15 protein-coding genes, 1 tRNA gene and 2 pseudogenes are annotated in these 17,698 nt (G+C 38.2%); 12 read left to right on the top strand and 6 right to left on the bottom strand.

All coding sequences use genetic code 11. The annotated features are described in order from the left end of the window. Positions 1 to 29: 29 nt before the first annotated feature. Positions 30 to 266 carry a hypothetical protein gene (locus tag ASE92_RS05795; RefSeq protein WP_157255639.1) on the bottom strand — a complete coding sequence of 79 codons (237 nt, stop codon included), beginning with the start codon at positions 264 to 266 and terminating at the stop codon, positions 30 to 32. Between the two features lie 540 nt (positions 267 to 806). Between ASE92_RS05795 and ASE92_RS05790 the strand changes: the two genes are divergently transcribed. The 3 genes from ASE92_RS05790 to ASE92_RS21095 all read left to right on the top strand — a co-directional run bounded on the left by ASE92_RS05790 (position 807) and on the right by ASE92_RS21095 (position 4,559). Continuing rightward, positions 807 to 1,937, top strand: coding sequence for a Gfo/Idh/MocA family protein (locus ASE92_RS05790; RefSeq protein WP_056849093.1), 1,131 nt, complete (start codon positions 807 to 809; stop codon positions 1,935 to 1,937). A gap of 630 nt (positions 1,938 to 2,567) precedes the next feature. Beyond that, positions 2,568 to 2,747, top strand: a complete 180-nt coding sequence (locus ASE92_RS05785) for a hypothetical protein (RefSeq protein ID WP_056849092.1) — start codon at positions 2,568 to 2,570, stop codon at positions 2,745 to 2,747. A 1,650-nt stretch (positions 2,748 to 4,397) separates the two neighbouring features. Continuing rightward, on the top strand, positions 4,398 to 4,559 hold the full coding sequence (locus ASE92_RS21095) for a hypothetical protein (protein ID WP_157255638.1): 162 nt from the start codon (positions 4,398 to 4,400) through the stop codon (positions 4,557 to 4,559). Positions 4,560 to 5,474: 915 nt separating this feature from the next. Here the strand turns inward: ASE92_RS21095 and ASE92_RS05780 are convergent. After that, the gene (locus tag ASE92_RS05780; protein WP_056849091.1) at positions 5,475 to 6,914 is read right to left on the bottom strand and encodes a HAMP domain-containing sensor histidine kinase; all 1,440 of its coding nucleotides are present in this window, start codon (positions 6,912 to 6,914) and stop codon (positions 5,475 to 5,477) included. A gap of 77 nt (positions 6,915 to 6,991) precedes the next feature. Between ASE92_RS05780 and ASE92_RS05775 the strand changes: the two genes are divergently transcribed. After that, positions 6,992 to 7,585, top strand: a complete 594-nt coding sequence (locus tag ASE92_RS05775; RefSeq protein ID WP_157255637.1) for a chemotaxis protein CheB — start codon at positions 6,992 to 6,994, stop codon at positions 7,583 to 7,585. A gap of 72 nt (positions 7,586 to 7,657) precedes the next feature. On the opposite strand, the gene ASE92_RS21680 is transcribed toward ASE92_RS05775, so the two are convergent. Then, positions 7,658 to 7,879: a HAMP domain-containing sensor histidine kinase gene (locus ASE92_RS21680; RefSeq protein WP_056849089.1), complete on the bottom strand. Its 222-nt coding sequence runs from the start codon at positions 7,877 to 7,879 to the stop codon at positions 7,658 to 7,660. A 153-nt stretch (positions 7,880 to 8,032) separates the two neighbouring features. On the opposite strand from ASE92_RS21680, the gene ASE92_RS05765 reads away from it, so the two are divergent. The 5 genes and pseudogenes from ASE92_RS05765 to ASE92_RS05745 form a co-directional block, all read left to right on the top strand. Continuing rightward, positions 8,033 to 8,209, top strand: coding sequence for a hypothetical protein (locus tag ASE92_RS05765; protein WP_056849088.1), 177 nt, complete (start codon positions 8,033 to 8,035; stop codon positions 8,207 to 8,209). Between the two features lie 196 nt (positions 8,210 to 8,405). Continuing rightward, positions 8,406 to 8,735 (top strand): helix-turn-helix transcriptional regulator, encoded by a 330-nt coding sequence (locus ASE92_RS05760; RefSeq protein ID WP_056849087.1) that lies wholly within the window; start codon positions 8,406 to 8,408, stop codon positions 8,733 to 8,735. 53 nt (positions 8,736 to 8,788) lie between these two features. Continuing rightward, positions 8,789 to 9,253, top strand: a pseudogene (locus tag ASE92_RS05755) (DUF6428 family protein). A 47-nt stretch (positions 9,254 to 9,300) separates the two neighbouring features. After that, positions 9,301 to 9,588 carry a GNAT family N-acetyltransferase gene (locus tag ASE92_RS21450; RefSeq protein ID WP_235527286.1) on the top strand — a complete coding sequence of 96 codons (288 nt, stop codon included), beginning with the start codon at positions 9,301 to 9,303 and terminating at the stop codon, positions 9,586 to 9,588. A gap of 170 nt (positions 9,589 to 9,758) precedes the next feature. Next, positions 9,759 to 10,028, top strand: a pseudogene (locus ASE92_RS05745) (arsenate reductase ArsC); the annotation flags it as partial. 189 nt (positions 10,029 to 10,217) lie between these two features. Here the strand turns inward: ASE92_RS05745 and ASE92_RS05740 are convergent. Further along, a tRNA-Lys gene (locus ASE92_RS05740) sits at positions 10,218 to 10,290 on the bottom strand. Positions 10,291 to 10,718: 428 nt separating this feature from the next. Between ASE92_RS05740 and ASE92_RS05735 the strand changes: the two genes are divergently transcribed. After that, on the top strand, positions 10,719 to 11,978 hold the full coding sequence (locus ASE92_RS05735; protein WP_157255656.1) for a sugar MFS transporter: 1,260 nt from the start codon (positions 10,719 to 10,721) through the stop codon (positions 11,976 to 11,978). Between the two features lie 100 nt (positions 11,979 to 12,078). Here ASE92_RS05735 and ASE92_RS05730 read toward each other — a convergent pair whose 3' ends face one another. Together ASE92_RS05730 and ASE92_RS05725 are read right to left on the bottom strand one after the other, a co-directional pair. Beyond that, positions 12,079 to 13,503, bottom strand: a complete 1,425-nt coding sequence (locus ASE92_RS05730) for an MATE family efflux transporter (protein WP_056849085.1) — start codon at positions 13,501 to 13,503, stop codon at positions 12,079 to 12,081. 673 nt (positions 13,504 to 14,176) lie between these two features. Continuing rightward, positions 14,177 to 14,596 carry a thioesterase family protein gene (locus tag ASE92_RS05725; protein WP_056849084.1) on the bottom strand — a complete coding sequence of 140 codons (420 nt, stop codon included), beginning with the start codon at positions 14,594 to 14,596 and terminating at the stop codon, positions 14,177 to 14,179. A gap of 412 nt (positions 14,597 to 15,008) precedes the next feature. Here ASE92_RS05725 and rpsO point away from each other — a divergent pair, with 412 nt between their 5' ends. Next, positions 15,009 to 15,293, top strand: a complete 285-nt coding sequence (gene rpsO, locus ASE92_RS05720; protein ID WP_025146265.1) for a 30S ribosomal protein S15 — start codon at positions 15,009 to 15,011, stop codon at positions 15,291 to 15,293. 176 nt (positions 15,294 to 15,469) lie between these two features. Next, the gene (gene pnp, locus ASE92_RS05715; protein ID WP_056849083.1) at positions 15,470 to 17,605 is read left to right on the top strand and encodes a polyribonucleotide nucleotidyltransferase; all 2,136 of its coding nucleotides are present in this window, start codon (positions 15,470 to 15,472) and stop codon (positions 17,603 to 17,605) included. The last annotated feature ends 93 nt before the right edge of the window (positions 17,606 to 17,698 follow it).

Raw genomic sequence — 17,698 nt, 5'->3', positions numbered from 1 at the left:
CTGGTCGTCAATTTACCATGGAAAAATGATTATTGTTTTTGTTCCGTGCCAGCATCGGCTGGTGCGTTGGTGGTTTTATCGTGAGTAGTGTCGGCACTCAATGAATCTTGACTTGTTGTGCTATCAGTATACTGGTTCATTTCTTCAACATTCTGCTCATCCGCCTGTTTGCCATTGCATGCACTTAGTGCCAGAACTAGTGCAACAGTTAGTATAAAAATTTTCGTTTTCATAGTTGAAGGGGTTGTTGTAAGAATACAATCCATTTAAAACAATAATGTTTGATAATCTACCACCTTAGCCAAATAAATTGAAGCAATTATCGCCCGAGGTGTTTAGGCTATTCTTGTTTGGTGGAATTACTACACTTACGGATCTTCTTTCGACACCTGCTGATTAATAGAAATGATTCAAGCTGATCCATATAGGGAAATTATGGTAGATACAGACATTATTGATTCAACTAGGTATGAGGAGTTAACGGTAACCGATTTGAGAAGTCACCCGCATCACTTCAACCATTGAAAAGAATATTATAGATCGGGCTGCTCAAATGGCTGCTTGTGTATGGGTGGATGACCATGCTTTTGCAGAAATGGCAATTGAGCCAACGCTTTATGATATGTTTAAGTCGCATACGGTTAAATCCAATAAGCTGGAATAAATATTTTTATGTTCTTCATCTATTCACTTACAGTTGGTGTCCCTATCCGCACACTTTATCTACCGTATAGCTACGAAAGGTAAAACCAATTGCGTACAAGACTGGTTAGAATACAGTAATACAACTGATCACGCATTTGCACATGGAAAACTATAGAATAGGAATAATTGGTTACGGTGGATTCGGAAAGTTTCTTCACCATTGGTTTGATAAAATGGAAAATACAAAGGTTGTTGCCATCGCTGAAACCGGTCAGCGTACCCAAGATATTCCTGGCTGCAAGGTTTACTATGATTGGAAAGAGCTGCTCGGCGATCCGAACATCGATATTGTGAGTATTGTTACTCCACCGGGCTTACATGCGGAGATGGCATGCGAAGCAATGAAGGCAGGCAAACATGTATTACTCGAAAAACCAGTAGCCATAACAGAAGAGACGGCAGAGGAAATTCTTAAAGTACAAAAAGAGACAGGCAAAATCATCACTGTAAATCACATGATCCGGTATAATAGCATCATGCAGAAAGTTAAAGAACTGGGTGAAAGTGGTGCCTTTGGAGAATTGAGACATGTTGTGGTGAATAATTATGCCCAGGATGAGGCCTTGCCGATAGAACACTGGTTCTGGGATGAAGAGATGTCCGGTGGCATCCTGGTGGAACATGGTGTACATTTTTTTGATATTGTTAATTCACTGACCAAACAAAACTTTCAGAAGGTATTTGGAGCTTCACATCACCGGAACAGTAAGCAGCGAGACCGGGTAGCGGCGATGGTTTTATATGATGATGGGCTGATTGGCAGTTATTATCATGCTTTCTCAGGACCAGGAATGTTTGAACAGACCACTATACAACTTGCATATGACCTGGCGAGAATAGAAATTGAAGGCTGGATGCCCTTGAAAGGAAAAATACACGCAATGGTAAATAACAAGACCAAGGCAGAAATCAGTAAACTACCGGGTTGGATAATTCAAAACAGTGAGTCATTGGAATCATCCAAAGATATGTCGAGACCGGAGGGATGGGGTAGCGCTGACAACAGCAATGATACAGCCACCAAACTTTTTTCTGGAATTGCTTATCCCATAGATGAAGTAATTATGGGTACTTTTGAAATTAATCAATCTAAAGGCGAGGTGTATGGGAATTGTGTGCAATCTATATTGAGTGATCTGATACAAAAAATAGAGAATAAAAACCATAAACTTAAGGTAACCATAGAAGATGGTGTTTTAGCCTTGAAAATTGCGCTTTTAGCCTCTGGATAAGTTCAAGTTCTCTTTTTAGTGGTTCAGCTGATACTAGTTATAGGCGATTGTAGTTTGATTAAAACTATTCATATCAACACCGTTATAAAAGCAAGTATTTAAGATTTAATTTTATGTTGTAAACATTGATGAGGGATGCTCAGGTCGTATTAATAGTGAAATTTGGTACTTAACAATAGCGTAAATTTTAAATAAATAATCGGTCAGCTTCTGCGCCGGAATGACGACTGGACAATAACCTGATACCAATGAATGAAACAAGGCCAATTGTTACGCCGACTATGACTGCTGCTTTAAATGGTGACATGTTAGAATAACGCGTCAACGAAAAATTTGTTTGCCTTCTTCACCGAATTCCTTGCATGGATTTGATCGGGACGTTGAGAATCCTCCTTTCGCAATGATATTCCTAATACTTTGTTGCTGAGATTATAATATGGATTAGGAGAGAATGATTAATGATTTTTGTGATCCTTTTAAATTGTCCGAGAACATTATTACTCTATATTTTTCTTAAACCTAAAAGCTCTATTCTGCTGTTAAATGTAACAATCGGACGATAAAATTTGTGCGACGTCCGTTAATGGGTTAATTTTAGACCTTAATAAATTTTAAGAGGGAAGATGCAACATGAGAAGATTATATTATGCCGTAGCAGCGTTCATCACTATTTTAAGGGGAAAAAATCATTTGTATTGCGATAAGAATGTTAAATCAGTAAGAGGAACAAAAAAAGTCTTCTTAGAGTTCCGTGCCGATTTAACGGAAATGGTTGTAAGTCATGAGCAGGAGCATAAAAAGGTAGCATAATATTGTTTCAGCTTAGAGAAAAAGGTTTGCCCATTCAAGGGAAATGCATGAATAAAAGTTATTGTCTGGTATGGGCCACTCTCAATAGGGTGGTTTTTTTATGAGTTTAAACTCTCTGTCAGTCAAATTTAAGCCTTTTCGAGCGAGTGGTTCGCCTATGATTTTCAATTAAGCTTGAAATACAGTTGCAATATTGAATCTGATTTCATTAGCAATATCCATGTTGCCTTTAACATTCATTTCAGCGATCTATTGTCCTAAAGCGATAAGGCAAGTATAGCGGATATTGCAAAGAAAGTTCCATCTTGAAGAAAGGTAAACCATTAACAGTTCGACAGATGATTGGAAGTTGAAATCAGAGCATCTATTATTAATTTAAAATGTTTCTGGACAAAATTCTGGAAATGTGATATGGGTGAGCCTGTTCCGGCAACGGTTATTTTGAAACTGCTTCGTATTAAAATGCAGTACAGAAGTTTGTAATCTGCATGAAGAAAAACCAATTCTATTTAAAACGAGTCATACATAAATAGTTTTTGTATAAGCTTTTCTCAATCCTATTTGAACAAGATGAACAGCGCTAAATAACTGGTTTCTAGTTAAATTTAATTCTACTAGCCAGATAGCCTAATGAGGAAATTATTGTTTGTTTTTGTTTTTTTTGCATTAGGTGAGGGCAATGTTTTTGCTCAATCGCTAGAGGGCTGTAACAAAGCCTTAAATCCCGTTATCCATTATCAATTAAATGGTTTCGGTGCCGTCACTGGCAATACTAGTAAGCCTAAATATAACACTTCACCTGTATAAACACTAACGGCCAGTACTGCTGTTTGTCCGAGATTCTTGGTTTATAACCAAAAGCTACCAGTGGTTCAATGCTGTATTGACACAGATTGTAGTGTTTTCAATACCGTGTATCAATTTACAAATATACCCTGCGATCTTGATACAAACTTAGGTATATTCGCATTGATAGTGACGGGTGCAGGGGGTATGGCAATTAGGAGAACGAGAAAAAACATTTAACCGCACCTGTAAGTTATTCGAAGCCCAACAACATGAATATCGGCAGATTACCAAATATTTGGTCTGATTCGACCTACTATTTCCCCTAAAGGTTACAGCGTAAATATATTTTATTAATTTAACAGGAATATTGAATTGCAGTATTATATTAGCTAAACATTTAATCGTCCCAGATTATAATGAAAGGAGCGCCCCTGGGAGGGGCGTTTTTTTGTTTAAAAGAAAAGCCCTGCATTTCTACAGGGCTTTGAACCTAATAATCGTCCCGGATTGTTAAGAATGTTCAAATATATAAAACTTCAATTAAAACCATTTGTACGAAGATCAGTACGAAAATGTAATTGAAAGATCGCTCAAAAGAAAGGCTATCTTACGACAGCCTTTTCAATATTATCCACTAACCAAATGTATGTTATTGTTTATTAATGACGGTATGATAACGCTTACATCATCTGATTGTTTTGTCCAACTCCAAATTTATTTCTATTTCGGTTGGAAAATACAGAGTGCGAACCTTTGATCGCAACTATGTATAAACTCTTTTATGGAAATCGAATCTGTTGATAAAACAATCGCCAGGCGCTTTGGGTTGTTGCTTTACATTAGCACCCAGATTCATCCCAAATGCCAGAACTTCCCGATTTAGCCGTAATGGCGAAAAACCTTCATCGAGGACTTGTGGGTAAAACCGTTCAGTCTCTTGAACTTCATGTAACCAAAAAAATGTTGTTTTGGAATGGCTCCAGTACCAGTTTGATAGTACAAGCTTTCAAAACCCTGAGCTAGTAGATACCAGGAAAGATCCTGAGATGATATGGGATGTATTTAATCATACCATTAAAAGGAATTAATTCTCAATAGGTTTATTAATTGTTTAGCTTTATAAAAGTTCATTAGAAGACCTGCATGTTCCTTACCAATCATGGTTACGCAGTATTGTTTTAGAATTGACTAATGATGATCAAGAAAGAGTTTGAGTAGGATGGAGAGGTTAAGACTAGGAATCTTCTTGACCGATCAGAAAGGCTTATACAATCCTCAATCGGATCACCTCCGATATGGAAATGCAAGTTCAGCAGTGTAGATTTTTGATTGAAGCACTTACTTCAAAAAAAGCGCAACCAGGGTTTATAAGCTAAACTAGAGCAAGAATTTTTCTTTTGTTATCTTAATAATTCCAATGCGCATACCTTTGGTGTCCATTTATCAGCCGGGTTTCTGATATCTTTATTTGATTAAATCAGCGACCAAAATCTCATAACAATACTGGTAGCCTCATTTGACTGATGTGTTACTGGATTTTTGGTTTGGTCGACTTGAGCTTAGGATCAGTGATCTGTTATGATCATTCGGTTAATCCTGGGAATAGAATAATGATAGAAGTCTAGTATTTACGCCAGTTTTTAAATTGTTAAGATGCCAGTCGAAATCTCCGCACTGATATATAAAACGGTTATATTTCCGGTCGATGATGCATATCAACTTATCGGTGGTTTGGGAATGAATGCGTTGCTTGATCCCATCTGATATATGATTGAATTCCCGCTTGAAATATCCGCAGGAAGACTGATAAATAAAAAAGTGCATCTGCAATATTAAAAAAATTGCAGACAGGAAAGATGCGTATTTTACACACTTATGTACGGTTTTTTATTTCTAAAAATACGTGAATAGATTATGCTATTTTGAAAAAAATGGTTTTCACTTTGGCAGCTCAAACCAAAAGTTCGTACCAGCGAGCGGATGACTGCTCACCCCGATTTTTCCAAGATGCTTGCGGACAATATTTGCACTGATGAACAAGCCAAGCCCTAAACCTGAAGCGCTGTTCTGGTTATCTGTCGCCTGATAATAACGGTCAAAAAGAAGTGGTATCTTATCTTCGGGTATTCCGGGTCCTTTATCGACAACCGAAACCCGGATGCTTTCCTGCTGATTTTCAATGTGAACTTTTATCTTGCTGGATTTAGGGGCGTATTTGATGGCATTGCCGATCAGGTTGGTTAATACACGCCCTATGCGTTCCGCATCTGCCCTAAGCATACTATTCTTGTGTCCCAGTAGCTCAATGGATTGAGTGGGCAACGCTTCAAACTGATCTATCACCTCCTCCGCCAACAGGTAGATGTCAAAATTTTCTTTTCTTAGCGAGAGCTGCTCTTCATAATTTTTCCCGGCATTTAACAGGTCGTCAATAATTGCGGTGATTCTGTTGATTCCCTTGTTGGCCTGAAGGATCAGCGATTTAACACGCTCTGAGGAACCATCCTGACTACGGTCGAGAAGTTGTAGCGAAGCTTTAAGACTGGTAACGGGTGTTTTCAGCTCGTGACTGGCAATACTGATGAAGTCATCTTTATGCCGCTCTATCAGTTTGTCTTTGGTGATATCATTGATCACGCCAATTACCCTGACCACCTGACCGGAATGATCCCTTTCGGGCGTACCTTTAATATTCAGCCATTGCAACTGCTCATCCTTTCTCAGTACTCGCACCTGCACATCCAGACCATCTGTTTCGTTGATTTTTTGTAAAGCGCTTTTAAACCATTCAAGATCACGTTGGTATAGGTGAGGATTATAATCTTCTAAAAACCACTTTTCCCTATTGGAATCATAACCAAAGAGCTGATCATGATCAGCTGACCGGAATACTTCACCCGATTTAACATCAAGCTCCCATATGGCCGTCCCTGAATATTTTAATGCAACATTTAACCGCTTTTGGCTATTTTCAAAATGTTTCAGTCCGGTGATGTCGTCGAGCACCGTAAAACCGAATGTTTCACCCTGGTCGGTATATAAAATTGTAGTTACATCTACCCATACAATTTCCCGATCTTTGCGGTAGAGGCATGCTTTTAGCTTAAAGTTCGGTACCTGTGTAGCCCAAAGTTCTTCCAGGAGATGATGCCAGTGGTCTATATGTTCTTCGCAGGCATGATCCAAAATTCTTGTGCCCAGAATTTCTTCAGCTGTATAACCGAGGAGCTCACAAAGTGCTTTATTAACTTTTAAAATGGTGAGATCTGAATTTATGATTTTTGTGGCGACGCTGCTGAGTTCAAATATACTATTGAACTTTGCATCACACTCCCTAAACCGCTGCTCAAAGCCATGCTTTTCACTATCTTTTTTCATATTTTACGCTACTGTATTCTTAACATTTTTTATGCATAAGTGTTTGAGCTGAGACCGGGCCAAAACAAAAATACATCTTGATTGATTTAGTATACATGTCAGCATTTACCGTTATTGCAATCGGCTCATCCGCAGGGGGGCTCGAGCCACTACAAAATATACTAAGTCAGTTGGCTCATCCATTCAATGCTGCAATTGTTTTGATTCATCACATTCCAAAAGGCAATAACAGTAATCTTGCATTGATTCTTCAAAGGGTAACAGATATACCGGTTATAAAAGTTGTGGAGGATATGAAAGTGGAAAAGGGGAAAATCTATGCACTGGGTATAGGCAAAATCATGACGGTTATAAACGGTACGCTGACGTTAAGAGACAGATCAGAAGAGGAAAATATCAATAGGGGAATCGATGAGCTTTTTATCAGTCTTGCCAAAGACATAGGGCATTATGCGATAGGAGTGATCCTTTCCGGAGCAGGGTTGGATGGTTTGCAAGGTGCGATGGCAATAGAAGATAAGCAAGGGCTGATTATTGTGCAGGATCCGGATACCGCCCAGTTCGGATTAATGCCGGGATCGCTTGTTGCAAACGACCATCCTGACTATGTACTGTCCCCAAAAGATATTGCAACCAAACTGCTGGAAAAAACTGCTTTGGTGAATGAGTAGTTCATTTTGTATGACTCGGGGATGCGCTCCTTTAATCATATAGCTAAGAACTGATATTCTTTTGCTGATATTTTACAGCTTTACGTGCAAGCGAAATACTGTTCCATCGCCTAAGCTGCTTTCGACTTCGATCTTGCCACCCGATGCCTCGATAATTTCTTTGACCAGGTACAATCCGATACCGGAGCCCTCTCCAGACCTTGATATTCTTTCATATTTTTTGAAAATCAGCAAGGCTTTGGACCAGAAGGAAGTGGCCGGTGAGGCAGTTGTCCAGGAGCCTGAGGTGGCCATGGAAACAAAAAAGGGTAAGGGCAGATAGCCTTTGTATTAAGTTTTACTTTTGTTGAGGCTTAGCAGGGAGTGTTTGCCCCCTGCTTTGTTACGTCTGGATTTTTGTGTTTTCCGATCCTTCTGATATATTTGCTGCTTAAATATTAATCTATCATGGAAAAATTTGCAAAAATCAAAGAGCTTGTGTCTTCAGTTGAAGCTGATGCTGAAAAGTTTTACAACGCAGGAAACGCTGCTGCTGGAACACGTGTTCGTAAAGGTATGCAGGATTTGAAAAATCTTGCTCAGGAAATCAGAGCTGAGGTAACAGAAAAGAAAAATACAAAGTAATCAATTAAGATTACTGTTTTGGGAATTATGCCCCAGTCCGGATTCGGGCTGGGGCATGATTGGTTTTAGCGTTAAGGTAATTATTCTTTATATTAATCATGCGAAGCCTGTGGTCACAATACGTTGTACTTTCATAAATTGACTTAAAGGAATTTTTTTGTTTGAAATAATTATCGTAATATTGCGATATAAAATTATGGGGCTTACAAAGACAGAAATATTTACGCAGGAGCAGAACGAACTTTCGACACTTTTGAAGGCGATTGCACATCCTGCACGTATTGCGATATTGCAGCAGATTATTTCAGCCAATGCGTGTATCTGTGGCGACCTTGTGGAAGAACTTGGACTGGCGCAGGCTACGATCTCACAGCATTTGAAAGAGCTAAAAAACGCGGGTATTATACAGGGAACGATCGATGGAGTAAAGGTATGCTATTGCATAGAGCGGAAAACGTGGACCCTTTTGCAAAAGCTGTTCGGGGAGTTTATGGGTTCATATGTTGATCCCAAAGGGTGTTGCTAACCCTTTTTTTGAGTAAATCCATCGCAAAATTACGATACATAAATAGAGAATATATAAAACTATCAGAAATCAAAACCACTTGGCAACAGCTGAAGCAGTTAATTTCCAAGTAGAAAACGGTGAAACTGTACAAGAACATTTCCGCGTAACAGAAGTGGGGATCATTACCAAGGAGTTTATCGATTGTGGAGGCAAGGTCCGCCATGAAAAGGTAGCAAATTCCAGTTATGGGATGCAGACGACTACGACCATCGCCTGAAAGCAGGCAAACTGTTGAATATCATTTCCCTTTCAGAAAAGGTATTGGGCATGGAAGACCTGGAAACAGAAGTTGAATACCAATCTGGAAACATAGGCAAATATGACCTTGGCTTTGATGGGACGAACTTTCTTTTACTTGCAAAGCAGACTGCCTGTCTTGCAAGGAAGGCTTTCGGCGTGGAAGAAACTTCAAAAAAGGAATAGTTAATCTGGCAGCGGCGGCAAACAGTTGTACCCCTGGAGGCGGTTGCTGTTAACCGTTGCTATGAAAATAAGAAATCTACTGCCATCGGACTGGGATTCGGTGAGATCAATCTATGAGAAAGGCATTGCTACAGACAACGCCACTTTCCAGACCAGCGCACCCTCCTGGGAAGAATGGGACAGTTCACATCTTGGCACTTGCAGAATTGTTGCCCAAGAAAGTGGAAAAATAGTTGGCTGGGGAGCACTGAAACCAGTCTCTTCATGTTGCGTGTATTCAGGTGTAGCTGAAGTCAGCGTATATGTTGACCCCGAACAATCAGGTAAAGGAATCGGACTTGCGCTTTTAGAAGAGCTTGTTGGCTTGAGTGAGGTAGAAGGAATATGAACATTACAGGCAGGTATATTTTCTGAGAACATCGGTAGCCTTCGCATCCACGAAAAAGCTGGCTTTAGAACGCTTGGCGTTAGGGAGAAAATTGGAAAGCAAAATGGAGTTTGGAGGGACACGGTGCTTTTGGAAAGAAGAAGTACAACAATCATTTGACAATAAAATTTATGAAGAAGATACTAGTTCTCCGCACGGGAAACAGTTGCAGGAGCCAGATTGCGCAAGGTTATTTAAGACATTTTGCTGGAGATAAAACGGAAGTTTACAGTGCGGGAATTGAAACCCACGGGGTTAATCCAAAGGCCATTTAGATCATGAAAAGGGATGGCATTGATATTTCCGGACATAAATCAAGCAACATTGATGAGTACATGGATATCGATTTCGACTACGTGATCACCGTTTGTGATAATGCAAAAAAAACATACAAGATGTTCAGTTTATAACAACCTGTACAATAAATGAATATGTGCTATTCGGTGAGTAACTTTTAACCAATTTACCTTACTTACCGAATCACTCACCAAAGTTTTATGAAAACATGCGAATTTTGGCACCTCCCTAAAAGCAAAAACCCTGCTAATCGTGCGATTGCAGGGTTTTATACATTTTGATAGTCTTTGGTGTGATCCCGCTGGGATTCGAACCCAGGACCACTACATTAAAAGTGTAATGCTCTACCAGCTGAGCTACGGAATCTTCTTTACTAAAAACGTTGTCCGTTTCCTTTAAAGTGATGCAAATATAGGGTTACGATATATCTCATGCAAATAAAAATATTGAAAAAGTGCTACTGTATTGATTTATAAGGCAATTAATTATTCGTGCTCACAATTTTGAACTAAAACCTCAATTCGAAATAGTAATAAATTAACCGTGATGGTCATTTTTAATTCGTTTGGTTGTCAACCATTGAAATTTATTGGTTTAATTGACATAAAGAGTTATCTAACAGTTAGAACAGAGACACTCAACAGAATTAAAACTGAAAATCACGCAAACGTTTGAGTTGAAAAGTTATAGTTTAAATTGCTTAGTTTGGTCCTATCAACTAAACAAACCAACTTTAACAACTATAAAAAATGATTAATCCCTCTATACCGCAAAAGAAAACGGCACTATTACCCATGATAATTTGTTGTGCCTTGTTTTTTATTTTTGGCTTTGTAACCTGGGCTAATGGAACCTTAATCCCTTTTTTGAAATTAGCACTCAACCTAAAAACTGATTTACAGGCATTCTTTGTAACATTTGCATCCTACATCGCTTACTTCTTCTTAGCATTACCAAGTTCATGGATCTTAAAAAAGATAGGCTTTAAAAATGGATTGGTATTGGGTATGGTAATTTTGGGAGTAGGTTCTTTAATATTTATCCCGGCTGCCGATAATAGAAGCTTTAGCTTATTTTTAGCAGGAATATTTGTTCAGGGATCTGCGATGGCATTGTTGCAAACTGCTGTAAATCCATATCTAAGTATTATTGGTCCCATCGATAGTGCAGCAGCTCGTATCTCAATAGCAGGTTTATGTAACAAGGGCGCAGGTGTTATGGTACCCATCATTTTCGGTATTTTATTTCTAAACAATGCAAAGGAGGTTACCTCAAAATTAGAAACAACCATAGATGTAAATGCCAAGAATGCGATTTTAGATGAACTTCTACATCGGGTTCATACCCCTTATATTGTATTGGCTGTGGTATTTGTGCTCTTTGCAATCCTTATTAAATTTGTGCATTTGCCTGAAATTAATGCAGAAGACGATGATGAAGTTTTAGTAAATGATGAGTCGCTAACGCCGGTTGTTGCTAAAACCAGTATTTTCCAATATCCACATTTATTTTTGGGTGCTTTGGCCATATTCAGTTGCGTAGCCGTAGAAGTTATGGCCGGCGATATTATAAATACTTATGGCCGTGAATTACATATCGACGCCGATTTGCTGCGTTTCTCGACATCTTTTACTCTAATATGTATGCTTGTGGGTTACGTATTAGGGATAGCCACTATCCCTCGTTTTGTATCACAGCAAATGGCATTAAGAATTTGTGCGCTTTCGGGTATTCTATTAACTATTGTTTCGGTTTTTACAACTGGTTATGTCTCTTATTATTCCGTTGCTTTATTAGGGTTGGCAAATTCTTTGATGTGGCCGGCTATTTTTCCATTGGGAATTAAGGGATTAGGTAAGTTTACTAAGACCGGATCGGCCATTATGATTATGGGAATTGCTGGTGGTGCAATTTGGCCTTTAATTTATGGCTTTTTAAAAGACAAGTTGCATATCGATTTTCAACATGCATTTTTGTTTGCTATGCTTCCTGCATATCTGTACATTATATACTTTGCGATTAAAGGTCACAAGGTGGGGTTTAAACATAAGTAAGACCTACCTGGCCAAGCATCTTTTGATCAGGTAAATCTTCCTAACCTTTAATGTTTTGCATTTTTCTCAAACAATGTAAATATTTGAAGTTTTGAGACCATTACACCATCGTTTTCTTCCATTTACCTTTTTTAAATAGGATGAAAGCCGCTACAGCGATTCCTGCTTCGGCCGTTGGAATAGCAATGAAAACACCTGTTGGACCCATTTCTAAATATTTAGCCAGAAAGTAAGCCAAAGGAATCTGAAACAGCCAAAAAGCGAATATGTTGATTTTGGTTGGCGTCCAGGTATCGCCTGCACCGTTAAAAGCACTACTAAATACCATAGCAGCACCATAAATAACAAAACCAATACTTAAAATTTTTAAAGCACGACTTGCAATTTCAATCACTTTTATATCGGATGTAAAGAAGGAAGCAAATAAATGGCCACAGGTTAAAAATACAACACTTACCACAGCCATGAAAATGATGATGTATTTTAACGTTTGGAAAACAGATTTTTCCGCTCTATCAATATGTCCGGCACCCAAATTTTGTCCAACCAAAGTTGCAGCAGCATTACTTAATCCCCAGGCTGGAAGCATGAAAAACATCATTAATCTTAATGCAGTTTGATAGCCTGCAGAACCTTCATCCCCACCAGTGGTTGCTACTAATTCCGCCAGAAATACCCAGCTGCAACTCGCTATTACAAATTGAAGGATAGCTGGAGCAGCAATTTTAACAATGGCTTTGATCTGCTTTAAATCAGGAAGAAATTGACTGATCCGGATTTTTAAAGTATTTTTTCCGTTGAATAAATTGTAAATCTGGTAACAAACGCCCAATCCACGCCCAATTGTTGTTGCAATTGCTGCTCCTGTTAACCCAAATGCAGGAACTAGTCCGAATCCATTGATAAAAATAGGGCAGAGGATGATATTTGCAATGTTTGCAATCCATAAACTTCGCATCGCGATTGCTGCGTTTCCAGCACCTCTAAAAATTCCGTTGATTAAAAATAATAAAACAATGATAACACTTCCGCCCATCATAATGCGTACGAAAGTGGTTCCGTGGTTTGCAGTTTCTATTGAAGCTCCCATTACTAGAAGGATATCTCGGGCATAAATTAATCCAGCAATGCTGATTAAGATATTAACTACTACTGCTATCACAATAGTTTGCATACCAGCTTTTGCAGCGGCTTCTGGGTTTTTCTCGCCAATTCTTCTGGCTACAACGGCAGTTGCAGCCATACTTAAACCAATGGCTAATGAATAAATAATGGTTAAAACCGACTCGGTTAAACCCACGGTTTGTATGGCGTGGCTACTGTTTTCTAAGTGGCCTACAAAATATAAATCGACTAAAGCGAAAACAGATTCCATGGCCATTTCCAGCATCATTGGAATGGCTAATAAAATAATCGCCCGTTTGGTACTGATTGAAGTTAAATCAACTTCGTGGCCTTTTAACGATTGTATAAGTACATCAAAAAAAGATGATAGTTTGCCCTGTGTCTTTGCTGACTCTGACATAAAAATATATTGTAATATGTAATGAATAAACCAAAAGATAGGCAGCTAGCTGCACAAATCTTAAATTGAAATGGGAGGGAATCCTCGGTTATTTAAAACCTAAAACGGATTGCAGATACTATCATGGTTCTGTTCTTTTTGATGAAGCAAATATAAATAAATTTTTGAATTGTCAATTTTTGATGACTGATATTTAGCTGGTTGATTAATTTGTTTGCCACGAAATACCAAAGAGCATGGAATTTTATTTAAACATTTTATTCGCATGCAGAATAAATGAAGCAATGCGAGATGTCTGTGGGTTGTTATTCTGAATATGGTGAAAAATCTCGAAACAATGAAATCCAAGTGCTAATTTATCCACGAAAAAAGTGAACGATATTTTGGGACAGAACAACTAGGTTGCGGATTCTTCGTGTATATCATTGAAGTTTTTACTTTCCATCTTTTGCTTGTCTTGCGGCAGGTAGGCGATCCCGATTTTTTATCGATTGAAGCTCCAGAGGAATGCCTTTGGCACAATCTCATTTGTAAATTATTTTATTCAAAGAGATTGCTTCGCGCCTCGCAATGACGACAGTTTTAACGTCATTCTCAGAATGACAGCAATATTAAAAATTGTCATCGGTTTAGGCATGTATTTTTAAAATGCAAGATCGCTCGTTAATCTAATCTAGACGCTATATGCCTTAATCATTTCTTCTGTCACTTTCGTTCCGCGGCTGGTGTTTAAATCAATTAGTACATAATCGAAGATCCCGTCAGAAGCAACTTTGCCCGTTTTTTTGTTGATGATTTCAAACTGAACAGAACAACCTTTATCATGCATGGTTAAAATGCCTGTTCGTATTAACATCAGGTCGTTCATCAAAAGCGGACGTTTGAAATTAATATCCACATGACTCACCACCCAACCTAAACCCTGCTTTGTGAAATGTTCCCAAGGCATATTATAGAATTTTTCCATTTGCTCGTAACGGGCGGCCAATACATAATCCAGATATTTGCTGTTATGCACATGGTTAAACATGTCTATATCATCAGGGCGCACACGTAACTCGCTTTCGAAAATGCTAAATTGATTCTTTTCCAATGGTAAATGTTTTGTGTAAAAGTAAGGATTTGTTTGGTTTGAACGATTGCAAGGAGAAACTAACTTGCTTATTCAATTTTAAGTTCGCTAAAAAATTAGCGAAAATACTTTTAAAATTGCAGCGACCTTTAATATGCTTTCATTCTGAGGAACGAAGAATCTGTTTCATCTCTTACAGATTCTTCGTTCCTCAGAATGACAGGGTTTAAACAAGATTGCAGCAAGGGTGGGAGTGCAGCAACCGATTAAAACTGCAATTTATTTTCCAAATGTTAAACCCGGTAAATGAGCCGTTTAACTATCTTGTAATTCCACTTGCTAATAATCAAAATTAGCTCTATCTTTGCGGCATTCAAAAGAAATCCTTTTGAAACAATTAATTAATTTTTATTGCTTTAATATTATTCAAGAAATGTATTTAAGTCCAGAAAAGAAAGCCGAAATCTTTAAACAACACGGCGAAGTAGAAACCAACACTGGTTCTGCAGAAGGTCAAGTAGCGTTATTTACATACCGTATTGCGCACTTAACAGAACACTTAAAGAAAAATCGTAAAGATTTCTCTACTCAGTTGTCACTTCAAAAATTGGTAGGTAAACGCCGAGGTATTTTGGCTTACCTATACAAAAAAGATATTGAGCGCTATCGTGCTATCATTAAAGCTTTATCGCTTCGTGATATCATCAAACAAAAATAAGCGAATTTTATCAACGAAAGCCATTCTTTAGAGAATGGCTTTTTACGTTTCCTGTTAAATATTTTAACGGGATTTATTATAGATAGGTGTTTTAATCTTATCTTCGTTTGCAAAAACAAAAACATATATAAACAACGGCGTGTAGAAAGAGGAAAACACACCATAATTCTATTTAAATGAATGTAATAAAAAAATCGTTCGATTTGGGCGATGGCAGAATTGTAGAAATCGAAACAGGGAAATTGGCTAAGCAAGCTGATGGTTCGGTGGTAGTTAAAATGGGCGATACGATGTTGTTAGCAACAGTTGTATCTACGGTTGGCGCTAAACCGGGTACTGATTTTTTACCTTTATCGGTTGATTATCAAGAGAAATATGCGGCTACTGGTCGTATTCCAGGGGGCTTTTTACGCCGCGAGGCAAGATTATCTGACTACGAGGTTTTAATTTCTCGTTTAGTTGACAGAGCTTTGCGCCCAATGTTCCCTTCAGATTATCACTCTGATACACAGGTGATGATTTCATTAATTTCTGCTGATAAAAATATAATGCCAGATTGTTTAGCTGGTTTAGCAGCATCTGCAGCTTTATCAGTTTCTGATATTCCTTTCAACGGTCCAATTTCTGAAGTACGTGTTGCTAAAATTGATGGCAAATTGGTAATCAATCCATATGCTAGCGATTTAGAGCGTGCAACTTTAGAGTTTATGGTTGCTGGTTCGGCTAACGATATCGGTATGGTTGAAGGTGAGTGTGATGAAATTCAGGAAGATGAAATGGTTGAGGCTTTAAAATTTGCACATGATGCAATTAAAGTTCAATGTGCGATTCAGGTTGAATTAACTGAAGCAACTGGTAAAACAGTAAAACGCGAATATAGCCATGAAGACCATGATGCTGATTTGAAAGCGAAGGTTTATGCAGATACTTACGATAAAGTTTACGCAGTTGCGAAATCTGGTTCGAACAAAGATGAGCGTAAAGTTGGTTTCACTGCAATTATCAACGAATTTTTCGAGGCAATGCCAGAAGATACTGCAGATTTAACTAAGGCAATGGCTAAACATTATTACCATGATGTTCAGTATGATGCCATTAGAAATCTGTTGTTAGATGAAGGTATTCGTTTAGATGGTCGTAAGACTACTGAAATTCGTCCTATCTGGAGTGAAGTTGGTTATTTACCTGCTGCTCACGGTTCGGCAGTGTTTACACGTGGTGAAACTCAATCGTTAACTTCAGTTACTTTAGGTAGCAAAGATGATGAGCAAATGATTGATGGTGCTTTCTTTAACGGTTACCAAAAATTCTTATTGCACTATAATTTCCCTGGTTTCTCAACTGGAGAGGTTAGACCGAACAGAGGTGCTGGTCGCCGCGAAATTGGTCACGGTGCTTTAGCGCAACGTTCGTTGAAAAAAGTTTTACCTCAAGGTGAAGCTAATCCATATACTATCCGTATTGTTTCTGATATTTTAGAATCTAACGGTTCATCATCAATGGCAACTGTTTGCGCTGGTACACTAGCATTAATGGATGCTGGTATCAAAATTAAATCTCCAGTTTCTGGTATCGCAATGGGTTTAATTACTGATGAGAAAACTGGTAAATATGCAATCCTTTCTGATATTTTAGGTGATGAAGATCACTTAGGTGATATGGATTTCAAAGTAACAGGTACGGAAAATGGTATTGTTGCTTGTCAAATGGATTTAAAAATCAATGGCTTATCATACGAAGTATTAACTAAAGCTTTATTACAGGCTAAAGAAGGTCGTTTACACATCTTAAACGAGATGAAGAAAACGATTGCTCAGCCTAATGAAGATATGAAGCCGCATGCTCCACGTATCGTTTCCATCACTATTGAGAAAGAATTCATTGGTGCAATTATCGGCCCTGGAGGTAAAATTATTCAAGAAATGCAACGCGAAACCGGTGCTTCAATCTCTATCGAAGAAGTTGATGGTAAAGGTATCGTTGAAATTTTTGCTGACAATAAAGCTGCAATTGATGCTGCTGTAACCCGTATCCGTAACATCGTAGCTAAACCAGAAATTGGTGAAGTTTACCAAGGTAAAGTAAAATCAATTATGCCATTTGGTGCATTTGTTGAGGTTATGCCAGGTAAAGATGGTTTATTACACATCTCTGAAATTTCATGGGAACGTTTAGAAACTATGGACGGTGTATTAAAAGAAGGTGATAAAATCGAGGTTAAATTGTTAGACATCGATAAACAAGGTAAAATGAAACTTTCTCGTAAAGTTTTATTACCTAGACCAGAAAAACCAGCTGCGCCTCAGGCGTAGATAGGGCTTGTTGTCATCCTGAGCTTGTCGAAGGAAAATATTATTCACCCTTTCAGTTTCGGCTGAAAGGGTTTTTTGTTTATTGCTAATTCT

The sequence above is a fragment of the Pedobacter sp. Leaf41 genome, from assembly GCF_001422545.1.
In the GTDB taxonomy this organism is placed as follows: domain Bacteria; phylum Bacteroidota; class Bacteroidia; order Sphingobacteriales; family Sphingobacteriaceae; genus Pedobacter.
The sequence above is the reverse complement of the archived record's forward strand: the minus strand, read 5'-3'. Positions and strand labels throughout refer to the sequence as shown.

Bases quoted from the DNA above. Each gene is read 5' to 3' on its own strand.
- ASE92_RS05795 (WP_157255639.1), bottom strand. From the start codon at position 266: ATGGATTGTATTCTTACAACAACCCCTTCAACTATGAAAACGAAAATT.
- ASE92_RS05790 (WP_056849093.1), top strand. From the start codon at position 807: ATGGAAAACTATAGAATAGGAATAATTGGTTACGGTGGATTCGGAAAG.
- ASE92_RS05785 (WP_056849092.1), top strand. From the start codon at position 2,568: ATGAGAAGATTATATTATGCCGTAGCAGCGTTCATCACTATTTTAAGG.
- ASE92_RS21095 (WP_157255638.1), top strand. From the start codon at position 4,398: ATGCCAGAACTTCCCGATTTAGCCGTAATGGCGAAAAACCTTCATCGA.
- ASE92_RS05780 (WP_056849091.1), bottom strand. From the start codon at position 6,914: ATGAAAAAAGATAGTGAAAAGCATGGCTTTGAGCAGCGGTTTAGGGAG.
- ASE92_RS21680 (WP_056849089.1), bottom strand. From the start codon at position 7,879: ATGGCCACCTCAGGCTCCTGGACAACTGCCTCACCGGCCACTTCCTTC.
- ASE92_RS05765 (WP_056849088.1), top strand. From the start codon at position 8,033: ATGGAAAAATTTGCAAAAATCAAAGAGCTTGTGTCTTCAGTTGAAGCT.
- ASE92_RS05760 (WP_056849087.1), top strand. From the start codon at position 8,406: ATGGGGCTTACAAAGACAGAAATATTTACGCAGGAGCAGAACGAACTT.
- ASE92_RS05735 (WP_157255656.1), top strand. From the start codon at position 10,719: ATGATAATTTGTTGTGCCTTGTTTTTTATTTTTGGCTTTGTAACCTGG.
- ASE92_RS05730 (WP_056849085.1), bottom strand. From the start codon at position 13,503: ATGTCAGAGTCAGCAAAGACACAGGGCAAACTATCATCTTTTTTTGAT.
- rpsO (WP_025146265.1), top strand. From the start codon at position 15,009: ATGTATTTAAGTCCAGAAAAGAAAGCCGAAATCTTTAAACAACACGGC.
- pnp (WP_056849083.1), top strand. From the start codon at position 15,470: ATGAATGTAATAAAAAAATCGTTCGATTTGGGCGATGGCAGAATTGTA.